The following is an 18,494-nucleotide window of genomic DNA, read 5'->3' as shown; positions in this document are numbered from 1 at the left end:
GTGTAAAAAGATTTGGAGATTGAGCCATGTTTACAGGCATCATTGAAAGTTTAGGAAAAGTTGAAAGCCTGCAAAGTGTAGGTGGCGATGTACGTTTACGTATTCAGACTGATCTGGATATGTCAGATGTACATTTGGGTGACTCAATTGCAACCAACGGTATTTGTCTCACAGTGATTGAGTGGGGTGACAACTGGTACGCAGCTGATGTTTCTCGTGAAAGTTTAAACCGTACGACTTTGGGTAACTGGAAAGTTGGGCAACGTGTCAATGTTGAAAAGGCAATGTTACCGACAACGCGCTTTGGCGGGCATATTGTAAGTGGTCACGTTGATGGCGTAGGTGAAATTACTGTAGTGCGTGAAGATGCTCGCTCAATCTATTATGAAGTGACAGCGCCGACAGAACTTGCTAAATATTTAGCGGAAAAAGGTTCTGTAACTGTTGATGGAATTAGCTTAACAATTAACCATTTACGTGGAAATATTTTAAGCTTGAATTTGATTCCACACACTGCGGAGCGTACCAATATTGGAACGTGGCAAGTAGGCAGTAAGGTCAATCTTGAAGTTGATGTTTTAGCACGTTATATCGAGCGTTTATTGCTGGGCGATAAAGCTGCTGAGCAAAAAAACGAGTCAAATATTAGTATGGCTTTTTTAGCTGAGAATGGCTTTTTAAAATAAAAGCTAGCTCATTAAAGTAAAAACCGGACACTTGTTCCGGTTTTTTATTTTTGAAACATTAATGCTTGGTTAGCGTGACCGAATCTGTACCCACCCAAGTTTTATGATGTTGGGTACGAGTAATCGTAAACTTACCTTTTTCAGACTCTCGTGTAAGTAAGATAGATAAAGAATTAAAGTCGTTATGACTCATATAAAATTCTTGTGCTGAAAATGTCCATTGTTCACCCTGATTAAGCTGATCAACTTGCTTTGAAATCTGATGCAGAATGTCCATTTCTTACCCTCATTAATTAGCTTAAAAACACTACTTTTTATTCATATAATCAATTGATCTATAAGAATAATATTTATGTCTATTTTGTGACATATAAGTGTCATTTTTATGACAGAGGAGGCTTTTAAAACTTCATTTTTCTATTTTTTCATCAGAAAACTTAGAATTTTTTAAAATGTATTCAATTTCTTCTTGAGCTGCTGAATTTAGCTTGGCTCGGAAAGCCGTTACAGACTGTTCAATTAAGCTCTCAGCTTCAAGTTCTAAACGAATGCGTAAACTTTCAAGCTCAGATAAGATTTGATCATCGGTAATACTAAGTTTTACGCCAGAAGAGTAATTGACTGCTGGCGTTTCAGGGTTTTTCTGATAACGCGCAGTTTGCTCTGCGACTTCTTGTTCTAACTGGCTGCGGATGGCTTGAAGTGCTTCAGTCTGTTCACTAAATTTACGAACTTCATCGGCTTGCAATTCAGCCGCATAGGCCGCTTCTAACGCTCGTTTATCAGCAAGTGCTTTCTCTAAAGCAAGCTGACGACGAATACGTGCTTGCTCAATTAGCTCTGCCCTGAGGTCCGCGTAAGCTTTTTCAATTTTTTGCTGTGATTCTAGCTGTGCTTTTTCATCATTTAAAACCCAAAGCTGAATCGGAGTTTGAGGTTCTAATAAATCGCATATACGTGCCAGATCTTGTTGATAGGCATGACGGACAGCTTCAGGCGCATTTAACCATCTTTTTTTAAAATCTTGCCCGACATTTAATGCCACCATGCTTCTCCTTTGTTTAACAGTATTTACATTTTAGCGCGTTATAATTTAAAGGTCCGCGGTTCTATACCCAAACGGCGATACATTTTAAATTTTTCTCGCCCAATTTGCTTGGCTGTTTCATTATTTTCAACAATTTCTATAATGTGGCTAAAATGCTCAACTTGTTCAAGTGTATGATTGTTAAAATTAAATACTAACCAGCCTTGTTCAAGTGGTTGTTTAGCCGAAATACATACAGCAGCCTCAGCTTGATCAACCCCATGTGTAATAAAGCTGACAGGGTCAAAATCCCATAATCTTTCATCAAGAGTCTGTTGTAGCTGCACATCTCGGCAATACCACCAGATTTTAGAATGCTTCTGTAAAATCTTTCGGCATAAACGGCAAGCACTATCGACTTGCCGTTCTTCACTGGTTTCAAACAGATAAAAACTAACTTTAGCCATTCGTATTTACACGATTCGCTAAAAATTGCATGAGCAATGGTACTGGACGCCCTGTTGCACCTTTAGCTGGGCCAGATAACCATGCTGTTCCTGCTACATCTAAATGAGCCCAGCGATATTCACGTGTAAAGCGTTCAAGGAAACATGCTGCCGTAATTGCGCCGCCGTATGGACCGCCAATGTTCGCAATATCCGCAAATGGCGAATCAAGTAATTCTTGATAATCTTCAATAACTGGCATACGCCATACACGGTCAAATGATTGCTCACCCGCTTGTTGGAGTTCAGCTGCTAAAGCATCATCTGGTGAGAACAAACCACTGAGCACTTTACCTAAAGCGACTACACATGCACCTGTTAAGGTCGCAATATCGACCACAACTGCTGGATTGAAGCGTTTGATATAGGTCAATGTGTCACACAGTACCAAACGGCCTTCAGCATCGGTATTTAAGATTTCAACAGTTTGACCGCTCATGGTTGTCACGATATCGCCCGGACGAGTTGCCTTGCCAGAAGGCATGTTTTCTGCGGCTGCAATCGCTCCAACGACATGAATCGGAAGTTTTGCTTCGCATAGGGCACGAATAGTACCCAGTACAGAAGCTGCACCACACATATCGAACTTCATTTCATCCATGCCAAGGCCCGGTTTTAATGAAATGCCGCCTGTATCAAAAGTAACGCCTTTACCAACAAGTACAACAGGAGCTTGGTCGATTCCAGCTTGGTATTCGAGAGTTACAATACGGCCCGGACGTTCAGATCCTTTGCTGACTGCAAGAAAAGCATACATGCCTAAATCAGCCATTTGTTGCTCATTTAACACAGTTACTTTGAGTAAGTCAGGGAATTCTGCAGCTAAAGTTAATGCTTGTTCTGCCAAATATTCAGGGAAACAAATGTTACCTGGACGGTTTCCAAGGTCTCGTGCATACGACTGACCAGACTGTACTGCATGCACTAAAGATAGTTGCTTTTCATCAAGGCTAGTCGTTGAACTAATTAAATCAACCTGTTGTAACACAAATTCATTTTTTTTCGATTTAAACTCATCATAACCATAAGCTGCTTGAGTTAAGCTTAAAGCGAATAAATAATGGTATTCGACAGGTAACGCAGCAATATCAATTGCGATATGCTTAAATTTATTTTGTGTCGATTTGATAATAGTTTGGGCAAGTTTAGCGAGCTTAACTGCCTGAAGTTCAGCTGTTTTTCCTAAGCCAAGTAATTGGCTATGAGGTTGATTTGAAACCTGACCAAATAAAGGCAGAGTTTCGTTGAAGTTGCCTTTAAATTGGGTGGCAGTAAGAACGCTTTCTAGGTTATTGATTTGATATGTGTTGATATTGCTTTGTAGCTGTTCTGAATCAACTAAAACCCACAAAGATTCATTAGATGTCTGTTCGGGAAAAGTTGTATAAGTTGTAAATTTCATGGCTGCCGTGATTGCCTATAGAAAGTTATGATGGATTAAAACATTGAAACACTTTCAAGCATAGCGTTGCAATGTGCGGTTTTATATTTTTAACATTCGGGTAAACTAGCACTCGTCCCGATTAGCCTTTTGGAAGTATTACTTTGATTATTCGGCGTTATCTCGTCAAGCAAGTTGTCTCTACCTCATTGGTGGTCATTTCCTTATTGACCTTAATCATGATGGGTGGTCGTCTGATCAAATACTTTGGTGTGGCGGCGCAGGGGCGTTTAGATGCCAGTATCTTGTTTAGCATCATTGGATATCGATTACCTGAGTTTCTTACACTCATTTTACCACTGGGTTTTTTCATTGGTTTAATGTTGGTGTTTGGTCGTTTATATGTTGACCATGAAATGGCTGTATTAAATGGTAGTGGTGTAAGTCGTCATCAATTAGCGCGATTACTCATTCCAATGACACTTGTTTATATGGTGTTTCAGTCTGTGCTTATGCTCTGGATGACGCCGTGGGGATTACGTGAATTTGAAAAGCTAACAACCACACAAGCTGTTCGGACAGGTTTCGATTTGGTTCGACCAAGAGAATTTATTTCTTCTGGGCCATATACGATCTATGCAGGTTCATTGTCAGAAGATCGAAAGAATTTGAAGGACATTTTCTTTTATCAGCGCGCTGCTAAAGAAGATAAGCCAGATGTCATGATTTTGGCAAAAGAAGCGACTCGTGTAGAAGTTGCAAATGACACTGCCAATGTCGTCGATCTGGTACAAGGTCGTCGCTATGAAATATTCCCGGGACAACCAAAATATACACAAGCAGAGTTTCAGTCTTATCGTCTACGTTTAGAAAATGACAAAGATGTTAAGTTTGAGAGTGGCGATGTAGAAGCACTATCAACAACAAAACTGTTTTCAAAAACGAATGATCCAGTCATCAGAAGTGAGTTGGGATGGCGTTTATTTGGGCCATTTACCATTGTTATTGCGTTAATGCTATCAGTGGCATTGTCTGAGGTGAGCCCACGACAAGGCCGTTATTACCGTCTTATTCCGGCGATTTTTATTTTTTCCAGTCTGATCGTATTAATGATTGCAATCAAGACTCGTATCAGTAAAGAAGAACTCGATATTTGGGCTTATCCTGCCGTATTAGTTGTTTACGGCGTTGCAGCTGCCTTATTCTCACGTAAGCAGAAGTTGGGACCAAAAATCAAGAAACAGATCAAGCGAGTGAAATTATAATGTTAGCACGTCGAATAGTCGCCAAATATGTGACGAAAACCACTGCGCTTGCGATGTTTGGCACCACAGTTGTTTTGTCCATTCTACAAGTCTTATTTACGTATCTTGGCGAGTTGGGTGAGCTCAAACCAGGCTATAACGCATGGCAAGCTCTCGTCTATGTCTTGTGGGGCGCTCCTCGTTATCTATATGAAATTTTACCTATTTCTGCCTTAATTGGTGCCGTGATTGGTCTGGGTTCATTGGCAACGAGTAGTGAACTCATCGTCATGCGTTCAGTGGGCATTAGTTTGTGGCGTATTGTCGGTTGGGTGATGCGCTCAGCTTTACTGCTTATTATTTTGTCATTTGCTTTGAGTGAATGGGTTATTCCTTATACCAATGAAAAAGCACAAAGTGTTAAAAGCCATCGCTCTGTAGCTGCTTTAGGTGAAGTTAAAGGTTATTGGTCACGTGAAGGGCAGCGATTTATCTATATCGACTATGCTAACTCTCAGGGTAATTTAAGAGATATTCAAGTGGTCGACTTTGACCAGAACTATTACTTGCAATCATTAATTAATGCTCAGCAAGGACAGTTTATTAAAAATGGTCAATGGGCTTTGAAAAAAGCTGAACAAATGGACATTTTGGCGGCAGGAAATGCCATCAAAACTGATCATGAAGAGCAATCGCTTTCGTTAGCATTACAGCCTAAATATGTGCACATGGTGACTTTAGATCCTGAAGATTTATCACCAAGCCAACTGATTAGCTTTATGCGTTATATGGATGAATATAGTCAGGTGCCAAAAACTTACCAATTGGCTTTCTGGCAAAAAGTTGCTTCGCCATTTTCACTCATCGCATTAGTACTCGTAGCGTGTTCTTTTATTTTTGGACCATTACGCCAACAATCGATGGGTTTCCGTTTGGTGATCGCGTTGTTTATTGGTTTGAGTTTCTATTATTTGCAGGACTTCTTGGGCTATGCGAGCTTGGTTTATTCTCCATCTCCAGCATGGTTCGTACTTGTACCTATCTTATTAATGTTTGGTGCCGGAAGTTATTTGCTTTACCGCGCTCGCTAGTAATAATTGAGATTTATGGTTTTCATCAATCACGGGTATTGGTGAAAGCCATAGGAATAAATAGAGTCTTGACCGAAAATTCGGTAAGATATTGTGACGAAATTCTAGACAAAAGAGAAATTGATTATGACGGATGCAACTGCTGGCAAGATCCCTCACGTTCTGGTCATTATGGATGGTGTTGGACACCGTGAAGCGATTGAAGATAATGCTTTTCTTGCAGCAAAAACACCAAATTTGGCGGCAATGAAAGCCAAGCATCCGAATAGTCTAATTTCTGGTTCAGGTGAAGATGTTGGATTACCTGATGGCCAAATGGGGAACTCTGAAGTCGGCCATATGAATCTTGGCGCTGGCCGTGTGTTATATCAAGACTTTACCCGCATTACTAAAGATATCCGTACTGGCGACTTCTTTAAACATGAAGTTTTGATCGATGCTGTTGAAAAAGCCAAAGCTGCTGGTGGCGCTGTCCATATTATGGGACTACTTTCAGAAGGTGGCGTCCATTCCCATGAAGATCATATTGTGGCGATGTGTGAACTTGCATTAAAACGCGGTGCAAAAGTTTACTTACACGCTTTTCTAGATGGTCGTGATACACCTCCACGCAGTGCTCAACCATCTTTAGAAAAATTAGATGCGTTATTTGCTCAATATCCAGGCCAGGGCCGTATTGCAACCATGATTGGTCGCTACTTTGCAATGGACCGTGACAACCGTTGGGATCGCGTTGAGCAAGCTTATCGCTTATTAACTGAAGGTGAAGCACTTCGTACTGCACAAACCGCAGTTGAAGGGTTAGAGTTAGCTTATGCAGCCAATGAAAATGATGAGTTTGTAAAAGCGACTCGTATTGGTGATATCGCTAAAGTTCAAGACGGTGATAGCGTTGTATTTATGAATTTCCGTGCTGACCGAGCTCGTGAAATTACTCGCGCATTTGTAGAAAAAGACTTTGCTGGTTTTGAACGTAAAGTTGTACCAAACCTTTCTAAATTTGTGATGTTAACGCGTTATCAGGCAAGCATTGATGCACCAGTTGCATATATGCCAGAAGCCCTTAAAAATTCATTGGGCGAATATTTATCTTCTTTAGGTAAAACCCAGTTACGTATTGCCGAAACTGAAAAGTATGCGCATGTAACATTCTTCTTTAGTGGTGGCCGTGAAGATGAATATCCAGGTGAAAAACGTATTTTAATTCCATCTCCAAACGTTGCGACATATGACCTTAAGCCTGAAATGAGTGCTTACGAAGTCACTGATGAGTTGGTTAAAGCGATTAATTCGGGTGAATACGACTTATTAGTTGTGAACTATGCAAATGGTGACATGGTTGGTCATACAGGTGTGTTCGACGCTGCGGTTAAAGCAGTTGAAGCGGTAGATATTTGTTTAGGTCGTGTCTATGAAGCAGTTATGGCGAAAAAAGGCCATATGCTCATTACTGCTGACCATGGTAACGTTGAACAAATGCAAGATTACGAAAGTGGGCAAGTGCATACTCAACATACAACCGAACTTGTGCCATTTATCTATGTTGGCCCAACACAAGCAACAATTGCAGAAGGTGGTGTGCTTGCAGATGTAGCACCAACAATTCTCAATTTAATGCAGATTCCTGTTCCTGCCGAAATGCAAGGGCGTAATCTGATTACACTATCTGCATAAGTTAAAGGTGATTGGATGCTGCAACACATTAAATATAAAAAACTTATTGTAAGTATGTTGCTGTGTTGCAGCCAATTTGCTTTTGCAGCGCCAGTTGTAAAAGAAAAATTGTCACCTTTGCACTCTGACTCGGAAGAGCCAGAGCATAGCTATGCAGAGGTGCCGATTGAGTCGATTCAACAGTTTGTACAAATCTATGGAATCGTTCGAGATAACTATGTCGACGTGAAGTCCGATGACGCCTTATTTCAACAAGCCATAAAAGGGCTGGTAAGTGGGCTAGATCGTTACTCGCGTTATTTGTCGGCAGAAGAATATCGTCAATTGATTCAATACACTGAAGGTGATCTTGCATCAGTTGATTTTGCATTAAGTCCTGAATCTCATGTTCGTAAATGGATAATTCGTGATCTTAAAACAGGCTCAGATTCCTATAAATTAGGTTTGAGAAATGGTCAGACGATTCTCAAGATTGATAACCAAGATTTAAAAAATTTAAACCAAGATCAGGTGCTCGGTCTGCTTTATGGCTCTATTGGAAGTACACTTCAAGTACAAGCAGAAGAGTTAAATGGAAACATTAACTTAGTCCGTAATAAAAAAATAGAAACCGATATAGAACCTGTAATGTTACATAATCAGGTGCTCGTACTCAAAATTAGAGTATTCCAGCAAGACACTGCTAATGAAATTAAAAGATTAATTGAAGAAAATAACTCTCCACGTTTAAAGGCTGTTTTAATCGATTTGCGAAACAATCCGGGTGGGTTGTTATCGGCAGCAGTTGAGTCGGCAGATTTATTTTTAAATAACGGAATTATTGTTTCAACCAAAAGTCGTTCGGAAGGTAACCAGCAATTTCAGGCTCTACCTGGCAATGAATTTCAGAATATAAAACTAGGTATATTAATTAATCACCGCTCTGCATCGGCAGCAGAAGTTTTTACTGCGGCCATGAAAGAACACCAGCGTGCTTGGGTGATGGGTGAAAAAAGTTATGGAAAAGGTGTAGTGCAAAAGCTATTTCCTTTACCAAGTGGAGCAGCTCTACAGATGACCGTCTCACACTACTACACACCCAATGGCAATATGATTGAAGGGCAGGGTATTCAGCCTAACCAGACCTATCCATTGCCCGCAGAAATGAAAGAAGATGTATATTTAGAACGCGTTGCAGATTTATTCTTAAAGAGGAAGTAATTTTTATACTTCCTCTCCCATTTCGGTATCTAAGCCAAACTTTTTGAGTCGGTAGCGCAAAGAACGGAATGTCATTCCTAACTTTTTAGCTGCTAAAGTCCGATTCCAATGCGTCATGTTTAGCGCATTCAATAAAATATCTTTTTCGATATTTTCTAAATAACGTTCTAAACCTTCTATTGGAAATTTTGGATGAGTCGTCTGAACAGTTGGTGTTTGATCTAGTTGTTGCATTACGATTTGCGGACTCACACTACTGCCTCTAAGAGGAGGTGCTAAGTGTGTCAAATCAATGCACTCATCATCACTTAAAGTAATAGCTCGTTCAATCATATTTCTTAATTCACGAACATTACCCGGGAAGTCTTGCTGCAATAAGTAGGTTTCAGCACTTGCCGTTAATTGTTTGCTTGGAATTTCCCATTCCGTACAAACCTTTTGAATAAAATGAGTGGCCAAGAGCAGAATGTCTCCACCACGTTCACGTAATGGCGGCAACATAATATCCATAACATGGATACGGAAGAATAAGTCCTGCCGGAATTTACCTTGTTGAACCAATAAATCTAAGTCTTGATGGCTGGCGCTAATCACTCGAAAATCAACATCAATTTCCTGATCGGAACCTACAGGACGTATCTTTTTCTCTTGCACAGCCCGCAGCAATTTAACCTGCATAGTTAACGGCAATTCGGCAATTTCATCTAAAAATAAACTGCCGCCGTGTGCCGATAAAATCAGACCTTGTTTGTCTTGAGTCGCGCCAGTAAAACTACCTTTTTTATGCCCGAAAAGTTCACTTTCCATGAGCTCAGTTGGAATTGCTCCGCAGTTAATGGCAATAAATGGCCCTTCGCTACGGTTGCTTAAACGGTGAATCAGATTAGCAACCACTTCTTTACCTGTACCGGACTCACCTGTAACAAACACAGGAGCTTGGGAGCGAGCTATTTTTTTAATAGCTATCCGTAAGTTTTGTATAGGGGGTGAACGCCCGATAAGTAGGTCATTCTCTAAAGTTGTTTCACTAAATTCATGCTCTGGTTTTGGCTGGTTAAGCGCTTTTTTTAATAGCTGATCTAAATGAATTTGGTTAATCGGTTTACTAACAAAATCAAAAGCTCCCGCTTTTAATGCAGCAATTGCAATATCCATATTGCCGTATGCAGTTAAAACTGCGATGGGTGTGTGCGGGTAAGTTTGAGAAACGTGTTTAACCAATTCTAATCCACTACCGTCGGGTAGATTTAAATCGGTCAAGCACGCATCGTAATGAAACTGAGTAAAGAGTTGTTTGGCCTGTTCAACCCGATAAGCAAGATGTGTCTTAATCCCCATTCGTGCAAGAGTCATTTGCATTAAAAGGCACAAATCTTCTTCATCGTCTACAAGCAAAACGAGTGGTTGCTGTTCTGCCATTTCCCCAAAAACCTAATAAAAAAATCAATATATTATTGGGCATGCTATTCGGAAACATGCCCCTTGTTTTTGCTCTATATAAGTGAGCTTTGCATGGTTTGCCTCACAAAAACTATGAGACAAATATAATCCTAAACCAGTTCCATTAATTTCGGTACTAAAAAATGGTTTAAATAGTTGAGATATATCACGTTTTGAAACCCCTTCACCGTAATCGATCACATCAATATAAATTTTATTTGTTTGTGAATGAATATTGATCAAGATATGCGGTGAGTCGGGTGCATTATGTCGTAAAGCATTTCTAACAAGATTAATCAGCACTTGTCTGAGCTGTTTTTCATCAAATAAGAGTTTTAAGGATGAGTCAGAAATTTTAAGCTGGATGGTATGTTTAACATCAGATAAATCTTCATCTAATAATGTTTTTATGAAGTCGTTTAATTCAATCTGGATTGGGTAGGTTCTTTCACCACGGGCAAGTCCTAACGTATCTTGAACAATATTATCGATGCGTTTGGTTTGCTTGCCAATCATATTGCGTAAAGTATTTTGCTGTTCAACATTACTATCTTTAAGTAGTTCATTTGCTTGCACAATTGCTGCAAGAGGATTGCGGATTTCATGTGCAATACTTGCTGAGAGTTGCCCTAAAGCGGCAAGTTTGAGTTGTTGAGCTTGCTGATTAATTTGCTGTGCATCTTGCAAGATAAGTAGCGTCAATGCTTGTTGCGGTACTAAAAGATGCTGCACTTTAATATTAATAGAGTAGGCCGAAAGCCGAGATTCAAAAATAAATCGATCACCTTCTTTTAGGTTATCAAATTTAAGAATTTCAAATAAGTCAGCATGCCATTTAGCTAGGGGGTATTTTTCACTGGCAAATTGAGGTGGAATCCCTAAAAGTGAACATGCTGCTGGGTTACTTAAAACGATGTCGTAGTTTTCATCTAGAACTAAATAACCTTCTTCAATTTGTTCCAAAATATAGCGGTTAATATTTTGTAGTTGATAGAGTTCTATTGATTGATGGAAAGTCAGCGCCTCAAGTAACTTAAAGCGCTGGACCGCAATTTGCCCGATGCCGTGTACTACGAAAAACAAGAAAGCCAATAAAGCGCTATTACCAATCGTATTTAAATTATTGTAGTCAAATAAACTGCCTACAAAGCGTTGGTAAATAACAGCAATAACCGCAAGTAATGTAATGAGCAAAGACATTCTTGCGCTAAGTAAAATTGCTGAGGTAAATATGGCAATAACATAGAGCAAGCTGAGTTGTAAATTTGGTTCACCTACAGAAAATGTAAGTAAACTCAGGCAAATAACATCAACTATAAAAAATAAAACAAGCTGGCGTGTTGCCTGAGTAGCAACAAACTTAAAGCATAAAAGTTGAAGAAGGCTTAAGATTGAATAGCCGAGTAGTGTGTAAGAATATAAAGCGGGTTGTTGTAGACTAGTGTCGATTTGAGCATCGGTTAAAACCAAAATAATATTCAGGCTAACCGCAATAATAAGGCGATATAAACCATACCACGTGCCCAAACGAAAAATCGTATGGGACAAGGATGAGTTTATGGGAAATTGCATGTATGTCTGATTAAGGTTTGATCAGACCGTAACGAATCGCAAGGTGAGTTAATTTAACATCACTATCAATGGCTAGCTTTTCAAAAATACGGTAACGGTAAGTATTTACTGTTTTAACACTTACAAAAAGTTTGTCAGCAATTTCTTGAGCGCTAATACAATTTACAACCATCATTGCAACTTGCATTTCTCGTTCAGAGAGAGAATCGAAAGGTGATTGCTGAGTATCGGATAAATATGAGCTCGCTAACTGCTCAGCAATATCGGCACTAAAGTATTTGCCACCTTGCATCACTTTATTAATTGCGCGAACCATTTCTGTAATTGGAGCACCTTTGGTGATGTAGCCTTTAGCTCCTGCTTTAAGCAAAAGAGAAGGGTAAGGTTCTTCTGCTAAACCACTGACTGCAATCACTTTTGTATCTGGTGCAGTTTGCAGTAAACGGCGAGTTGTTTCTACGCCCCCGATGCCAGGCATATTGACATCAAGTAGCACAACTTGAGGATGTTTCTGACGAACAATAGCAATTGCTTCTTCACCCGATTCGGCTTGTCCAATGACCTCTACATCGGCATGATCTTCTAACATACGGCAAATGCCCGTACGTACAAGTTCATGGTCATCCACAACTAAAACTGTAATCAAGAAGACCTCCTTTCTTTCAAAAAACAAGTTTTTTGTTACATAAAGCAAAATTAGCTTGCAATGGAATGACAAAATTAGCAATCCTATTCTTATATAGTGAGCGAATAGTTGTGCACAATTGTGTCGGTAAAAGCGTTATACCTTATACCTCAAATGTAAGGCATAATTATAGTAAGCGCAAATGTGTATCACCCTGAGTCGAGTATTGTGCCGTGAAAAATTCTAAAAAGTCTTTAATGCATGTGCTAAGCATGTCTATTTTGCTTGGTTTGAGTTCAACAAGCTTTGCAGAACTCGTCAATAACCCGTCCTCAGGGAGTAGTGGTACTGCAAGCTTAAATTGGTCTTCAGCTGACGCTAGCCAATTTTTAAATGATGAAGATGATGAACCAACGCCGCAAGGTTCAACATCGGTAACCACAACATTGCGTGGTGGTAGTGCACCGAAAATTGTAGCATCTGCACCGAAGATTGCTCCAATCCGTGATACGACTGGTTACAATGCCCAGCCGAGTGTAAGTGCTCGAGCTGCGCTTGTGATGGATGCGCAAACTGGTGAAGTGCTCTACAGTAAAAATACGAATGCTTCAGTGCCAATTGCGTCTATTACTAAATTGATGACAGCAGTTGTAACGGCAGATGCTCGTTTAAACATGTCTGAAGAAATTACACTTGAGCAAATTGATTTTGCTGGTGCAAACGGTAAAAACTCAAGTTCAACACTCCGTGTTGGCGACAAGATGAACCGTGCAGAAGTTCTTCTATTTGCTCTAATGAAATCTGAAAACCCAGCAGCGGCAGCTTTAGCACGTACTTATCCGGGTGGTCGTCCAGCATTCGTAGCTGCAATGAACTCTAAAGCACGTGCTTTAGGCATGAACGCAACTCATTACTATGAGTCAACTGGTTTAGATCCGCGTAATGTGTCTTCTGCGCGTGACTTAGGGATTTTGGCAAGTACAGCTTCTCAATATGGTTTGATCCGTCAATTCTCAACAACACCGACTTATGACTTTAACTTAGGTTATCGCGTGTTGAAATCTAACAATACTAATGCGCTAGTGCGTAATGGTGGTTGGAATATTAACTTGTCTAAAACTGGTTATATTAATGAAGCAGGTCGCTGTGTTGTGATGCATACCACTGTAAATTCACGTCCGGCAGTGATTGTATTACTGGGTGAACCAAGTACACAGGCACGTAATAACGATGCAACTAACTTGCTTGGCTGGTTGAGCAATTTACCAAAACGTATTTAATTTAAATATTCAAGAAAACGCTTCTATCAAGAAGCGTTTTTTTATGGCTATAAAAAAGACATAAAAAAACGGCTGTGTTGAACAGCCGTTTTTGAAAAATCAGATCTTACATATTAGATAAAATCGAATCTTTTACTTGATCCATTGTTGCATCAATTGACAACATAACTGCATCAGCACATTGTTTGATTGCAGTATCAGGGTCTTTTAAGCCATTACCTGTTACTGTACATACAATGACAGAACCTTCGGCGATCTTACCCGCTTTAATATCGCGAATCGCACCACCAATAGAAGCCGCAGATGCAGGCTCAACAAATACGCCTTCATACATAGAAAGTAAGCGTTGAGCTTCTAAAATTTCGCTGTCTTGAAGTTCATCAAACCAGCCCTTAGAGTCACGTACTACAGCTTTTGCATGGTTCCAGCTTTGTGGGTTACCAATACGGATTGCAGTTGCAACAGTTTCAGGGCTTTCAACTGGAGCACCACGTAAGAATGGAGCAGCACCAGAAGCTTGATAACCTACCATTGTTGGTAAACCTTCAGGTTTTGGACCAGTGAATTGATCAGTAGAAGCATCGTAAACAACTTGTTCAAACTGATCAGCAGGTTGGTTTGCTACTGCTTCGGTATAACCCATCCAATGAGCTGTAATGTTGCCTGCGTTACCTACAGGTAAGCAGTGATAATCAGGTGCACGGCCTAGAGCTTCAACGATTTCATAAGCAATGGTTTTTTGACCTTGCAAACGGTAAGGGTTGATTGAGTTTACAATCGTTACAGGCGCTTGGTCAGCGACTTCTTTTACAAGACGCATACCATCATCGAAGTTGCCACGAATTTGCATAGTGATCGCACCATACATCATCGCTTGCGCCATTTTACCCATCGCAATTTTGCCTTCTGGAATCAAAACAAATGCTTTGATACCTGCACGTGCAGCATAGGCAGCAGCAGCAGCAGAAGTGTTACCAGTAGAGGCACAGATAATCGCTTTAGAGCCTTCTTCAACCGCTTTGGTTACAGCCATGGTCATACCACGGTCTTTAAATGAACCAGTTGGGTTTAAACCCTCATATTTCACATAAATTTCAACATCTTTGCCAATAATACGTGGAATATTCTCAAGTTTAATGAGTGGGGTGTTGCCTTCACCCAAAGAGATAGCACGAGTAGTTGCCGAAACTGGCAAACGGTCACGATAACGATCTACAAGACCAGTATAACGATTGGCATTAGACATGATGGTGTTCCAATTAGAGGTGAAGCGGGAGAGGGAATCTTTCCCTCAACCTGATTAACTATCGAGCGATTCTAAACGAATTCTTACGATTTCGCCACGAATTGCAGGTAATGCTTGGATTTGTGCAAGAGCATCATCCATTTTAGATTCAACGATTGGATCGGTCAGAATCACGATTGGAATAAGGTCTTTTAAACGAGATTGTTGCATGATCGCATCAATACTAATTCCAGCGCGACTTAAGATGGTCGTCACATCTGCAAGTACGCCAGTTTGGTCTTCTGCATTTAAGCGGATGTAATAACCTGTAGTCATTTCTTCACGGCTTAAAATTGGCACGTTTGTTAATGCTTCAAAAGCCAACTGAGGAATTGTTCCTGCACCATCTTCGGTATAAGAGATATCACGAACAATATCAATAACGTCGGCAACAACCGCAGAAGCTGTTGGACCTGCACCTGCACCCGCGCCGTAATAGAGTGTTGGACCTACGGCATTGGCTTGAACTAAAACAGCATTTTTAACGCCGTTTACATTCGCAATAAGTTGTTCATCTGGAATAAGTGTTGGGTGAACACGTAACTCAATACCTTTTTCAGCACGACGTGCAATACCAAGATGTTTAATGCGGAAACCAAGATCTTCGGCATATTTCACATCTTGGGCAGTGATTTTGCTGATACCTTCGGTATAAACCTTATCAAACTGAAGAGGAATACCAAACGCACAAGACGCTAAAATGGTAAGTTTATGCGCAGCATCAATACCTTCAACGTCAAAAGTTGGGTCTGCTTCTGCATACCCGAGTTCTTGAGCTTCTTTTAATACATCATCAAATGCACGACCTTTCTCACGCATTTCAGTCAGAATAAAGTTACCTGTACCATTAATAATGCCAGCCAACCATTCGATATGGTTTGCAGCAAGGCCTTCGCGGATCACTTTAATAATTGGAATACCGCCAGCAACCGCTGCTTCATAAGCAATTTGTACAGCATTGTCTTCGGCAGCTTTAAATAATTCATTGCCATGTTCAGCGAGTAAAGCTTTATTGGCAGTCACGACTTGTTTGCCGTGTTTGATCGCTTCCATGATAATTTCGTAAGCAGGGTGGATCCCACCCATAACTTCTACAACTACATCAACGTCTGGTTGACGAACGATGTCAAGTAAATCAGCACTTTGTTTAATCCCTTCCAGTTCGAGATCTGGACGAGGGCGGCGTGTTCCAACGTGGGTAATTTGAATTTCTCGACCGGTGCGACGTTTAATTTCAGCGGCATTTTCTTGTAGTAGTTTAAGGGCTCCTCCACCTACGGTTCCTAAACCGAGTATTGCCAGGCGAACTGGTTTCACGTCACACTCCATATCATCATTTAATCATTTAGTTGAAGCTAGATCATAGCTAAAAAAAACGCCAGACTCTAGCGCTTTTAGTGCTTGTTCAATGAATTAGATTGCGATGTTTGGAAAAGAAGAGTAGATCAGTCTTTAAACAGAGGTCGATTAAACATTAATTATTTAAAAAACAAAGCGCTGCAATAATGGCAGCGCTTTTCTTAAGAGGTAGATGATTAATCATTCATCAACTTAAAGGGTGTTATTTATCCAGACGTTTAATTAATTCATCCGGTGTTAGGTAGCCACCTAGGTACTCACCATCCACATTGTAAATTGCCGGTGTTCCATTTACACCCATGTTTAAACCAAGTTGATATTGTTCTCGAACAGGGTTTTTACATTGTGCAGGCGGAATAGCAATGCCTTGTACGGCTTGGTTGAAGGCAGCTTTACGGTCTGTACTACACCATACTGCTTCCATGGTCGGCATAAACTGTTCGCCACGTGGCCAAGCAATGTACCGAACCTCAATGCCTTTCTCATTAATTTCAGGTATATGCTCATGTAGCTTATGGCAATAAGGGCAACTTGCATCGGTAAACACATAAATTACATGTTTCGCCTTACCTTTTGCAGGGTAGACAATCAAATCTTCATTTTTTAAAGCCGCCAGGTGCTTTTTATTTTCCGATGCTTGGAGGCTATCACCAATATTGTGAAGTTCTTTACCGCCTAAACGAATCACATCACCTTGAACTAAATATTTTCCATCACTCGTTGTATAAACCGATGTCATGCCTTCGAGATTTACCCAATATAGATTAGGAACTTCAGTTGGCTTGATATCTAAAATTTTGACGTTGATGTTTGCATTCTTAAATTGTTTTTGCAAAGTCTCAATTAAACGCTGTTTCGCATTGCGTTCAATAATGGTTGAAGCTTCCCCTGTAGCAGGTGCGGTCGCAGTGAGCGCATCTTCTTTTTGTGGTTTGTTTTCTTTAGAACAAGCACTGAATAACAGGCTAGAAGCCAACGCACAGGCAAGAAAAAGTTGAGATCGGGTAAAAGACATAGATAACCCTTATTTCATCAGTATTTATAGTCAGAAGCTGCTAAGCATAACAAAAAATCTAGCGTGTATTGTTAAAACTTTCTTAACCTTTGTGAACGAAATCAAGTGATTGTTAGGCGTATTTCAAATAATAAGTTTTAAATTTTTTAACCTCTAGGGTGATGTTTTTCATGCAATTGTTGCATTCTTACTTGTGCCACATGGGTATAAATTTGAGTCGTTGATAAGTCGCTATGACCTAGTAACATTTGTACTACGCGTAGGTCCGCACCGTGATTGAGCAAGTGCGTTGCAAAGGCGTGACGTAAGGTGTGAGGCGAAAGTTCAGCTTGAATATTGGCTTGTAGAGCGTACCGTTTAATGGCGTACCAAAAGTTCTGACGGCTCATAATTCCGCCATGTTGAGTCAAAAAAAGATAATCCGTTGAGCTTTTGTAGAGTTGAGGCCGAGCATTATGCAAATAGCGTTCTACCCATTCACACGCAAACTGTCCTAACGGTACCAAACGTTCTTTATTGCCTTTACCGGTAATTCGTAAGTAGCCTTGTTTTAAATTAATGAGTTCTAGGCGTAAGTTAAGTAGTTCAGAAACACGTAAACCGCAGGCATAAAGCACTTCAAACATTGCTCGGTCACGTAAACCGAGTGCCGTATTTATGTCAGGAGCCTGAATGAGTGCTTCTACATCTTCTTCTGATAGGTCTTTGGGTAAAGCTCTGCCAATTTTTGGAGAATGGTGGGTTGCTACAGGATTATCACTTCTTAATTTCTGTTCACGTAAAAATTTGTAAAACTGGCGTAAGGCAGATAAGCAGCGGGCAATCGAACGCGGGCTTTTGCCAACTTTAGTCAACTCAATCAAAACATCTGCAATATCATCACTTGTCCACTCTGGAAGAGCTGTTTTTTTATGAAGTTCACTACATTGAATGAGGTCGGATAAATAAGCATTACGTGTATGTGGACTTACCGTCTGAGCAACGAGATAGTCGCGAAAACCTTGTAAAAAGCTTAAATGTTCAGGAATTTGAACAGGGCTTGGAATACGCGGTTTTTTATTCAACATACACTAGATCCTCTAAACCTCTGTACTGTAAAAGAAACTTTA

17 protein-coding genes are annotated in these 18,494 nt (G+C 40.3%); 6 read left to right on the top strand and 11 right to left on the bottom strand.

Going from position 1 to position 18,494, the window contains the following annotated elements; genetic code table 11:
* The first annotated feature begins 26 nt into the window (after positions 1-26).
* Positions 27-686 (top strand): riboflavin synthase, encoded by a 660-nt coding sequence (ribC, locus tag F931_RS17050; protein WP_016142460.1) that lies wholly within the window; start codon positions 27-29, stop codon positions 684-686.
* Positions 687-744: 58 nt separating this feature from the next.
* On the opposite strand, the gene F931_RS17045 is transcribed toward ribC, so the two are convergent.
* The 4 genes from F931_RS17045 to pepA form a co-directional block, all read right to left on the bottom strand.
* Positions 745-963 carry a hypothetical protein gene (locus tag F931_RS17045; RefSeq protein ID WP_016142459.1) on the bottom strand — a complete coding sequence of 73 codons (219 nt, stop codon included), beginning with the start codon at positions 961-963 and terminating at the stop codon, positions 745-747.
* A gap of 132 nt (positions 964-1,095) precedes the next feature.
* Positions 1,096-1,734, bottom strand: a complete 639-nt coding sequence (locus tag F931_RS17040; protein ID WP_016142458.1) for a cell division protein BlhA — start codon at positions 1,732-1,734, stop codon at positions 1,096-1,098.
* Between the two features lie 38 nt (positions 1,735-1,772).
* Complete coding sequence (gene holC, locus F931_RS17035; RefSeq protein ID WP_016142457.1) at positions 1,773-2,180, bottom strand: DNA polymerase III subunit chi; 408 nt, start codon at positions 2,178-2,180, stop codon at positions 1,773-1,775.
* Complete coding sequence (gene pepA / locus F931_RS17030; protein ID WP_016142456.1) at positions 2,173-3,621, bottom strand: leucyl aminopeptidase; 1,449 nt, start codon at positions 3,619-3,621, stop codon at positions 2,173-2,175. Before pepA ends, holC begins: the two co-directional genes overlap by 8 nt.
* Positions 3,622-3,764: 143 nt before the next feature.
* On the opposite strand from pepA, the gene lptF reads away from it, so the two are divergent.
* The 4 genes from lptF to ctpA all read left to right on the top strand — a co-directional run bounded on the left by lptF (position 3,765) and on the right by ctpA (position 8,809).
* Positions 3,765-4,865 (top strand): LPS export ABC transporter permease LptF, encoded by a 1,101-nt coding sequence (gene lptF, locus F931_RS17025; RefSeq protein ID WP_002121169.1) that lies wholly within the window; start codon positions 3,765-3,767, stop codon positions 4,863-4,865.
* Positions 4,865-5,935 (top strand): LPS export ABC transporter permease LptG, encoded by a 1,071-nt coding sequence (gene lptG / locus F931_RS17020; protein WP_016142455.1) that lies wholly within the window; start codon positions 4,865-4,867, stop codon positions 5,933-5,935. The genes lptF and lptG overlap by 1 nt, the downstream gene beginning before the upstream one ends.
* A 126-nt stretch (positions 5,936-6,061) precedes the next feature.
* Positions 6,062-7,609, top strand: coding sequence for a 2,3-bisphosphoglycerate-independent phosphoglycerate mutase (gpmI, locus tag F931_RS17015; RefSeq protein WP_016142454.1), 1,548 nt, complete (start codon positions 6,062-6,064; stop codon positions 7,607-7,609).
* 15 nt (positions 7,610-7,624) lie between these two features.
* Entirely contained in the window at positions 7,625-8,809 is a 1,185-nt protein-coding gene (gene ctpA / locus F931_RS17010) for a S41 family peptidase (protein WP_016142453.1), read from the top strand.
* 3 nt (positions 8,810-8,812) lie between these two features.
* On the opposite strand, the gene pilR is transcribed toward ctpA, so the two are convergent.
* From pilR to gacA, 3 genes are read right to left on the bottom strand one after another with little or no spacing between them, the layout of a single operon-like run.
* Complete coding sequence (gene pilR / locus F931_RS17005) at positions 8,813-10,228, bottom strand: sigma-54-dependent transcriptional regulator (RefSeq protein ID WP_016142452.1); 1,416 nt, start codon at positions 10,226-10,228, stop codon at positions 8,813-8,815.
* Between the two features lie 24 nt (positions 10,229-10,252).
* Positions 10,253-11,821: a sensor histidine kinase gene (pilS, locus tag F931_RS17000; protein ID WP_016142451.1), complete on the bottom strand. Its 1,569-nt coding sequence runs from the start codon at positions 11,819-11,821 to the stop codon at positions 10,253-10,255.
* A gap of 10 nt (positions 11,822-11,831) precedes the next feature.
* On the bottom strand, positions 11,832-12,467 hold the full coding sequence (gene gacA / locus F931_RS16995) for a response regulator transcription factor GacA (RefSeq protein WP_002121174.1): 636 nt from the start codon (positions 12,465-12,467) through the stop codon (positions 11,832-11,834).
* 212 nt (positions 12,468-12,679) lie between these two features.
* Between gacA and pbpG the strand changes: the two genes are divergently transcribed.
* Positions 12,680-13,726 (top strand): D-alanyl-D-alanine endopeptidase PBP7/8, encoded by a 1,047-nt coding sequence (gene pbpG / locus F931_RS16990; RefSeq protein ID WP_155237659.1) that lies wholly within the window; start codon positions 12,680-12,682, stop codon positions 13,724-13,726.
* Between the two features lie 106 nt (positions 13,727-13,832).
* On the opposite strand, the gene thrC is transcribed toward pbpG, so the two are convergent.
* From thrC to xerD, 4 genes are all read right to left on the bottom strand, one after another.
* Positions 13,833-14,972: a threonine synthase gene (thrC, locus tag F931_RS16985; RefSeq protein WP_016142449.1), complete on the bottom strand. Its 1,140-nt coding sequence runs from the start codon at positions 14,970-14,972 to the stop codon at positions 13,833-13,835.
* A 54-nt stretch (positions 14,973-15,026) separates the two neighbouring features.
* Entirely contained in the window at positions 15,027-16,328 is a 1,302-nt protein-coding gene (hom, locus tag F931_RS16980) for a homoserine dehydrogenase (RefSeq protein ID WP_016142448.1), read from the bottom strand.
* Between the two features lie 244 nt (positions 16,329-16,572).
* Complete coding sequence (gene dsbC, locus F931_RS16975) at positions 16,573-17,385, bottom strand: DsbC family protein (RefSeq protein ID WP_016142447.1); 813 nt, start codon at positions 17,383-17,385, stop codon at positions 16,573-16,575.
* 146 nt (positions 17,386-17,531) lie between these two features.
* Positions 17,532-18,452 carry a site-specific tyrosine recombinase XerD gene (gene xerD, locus F931_RS16970; RefSeq protein WP_016142446.1) on the bottom strand — a complete coding sequence of 307 codons (921 nt, stop codon included), beginning with the start codon at positions 18,450-18,452 and terminating at the stop codon, positions 17,532-17,534.
* Positions 18,453-18,494: the final 42 nt, after the last annotated feature.

Source organism: Acinetobacter pittii ANC 4050 (genome assembly GCF_000399685.1).
Classification (GTDB): Bacteria; Pseudomonadota; Gammaproteobacteria; order Pseudomonadales; family Moraxellaceae; genus Acinetobacter; species Acinetobacter pittii_E.
Note: the sequence above shows the minus strand (reverse complement) of the source record. Positions and strands in the feature narration are given on the sequence as shown.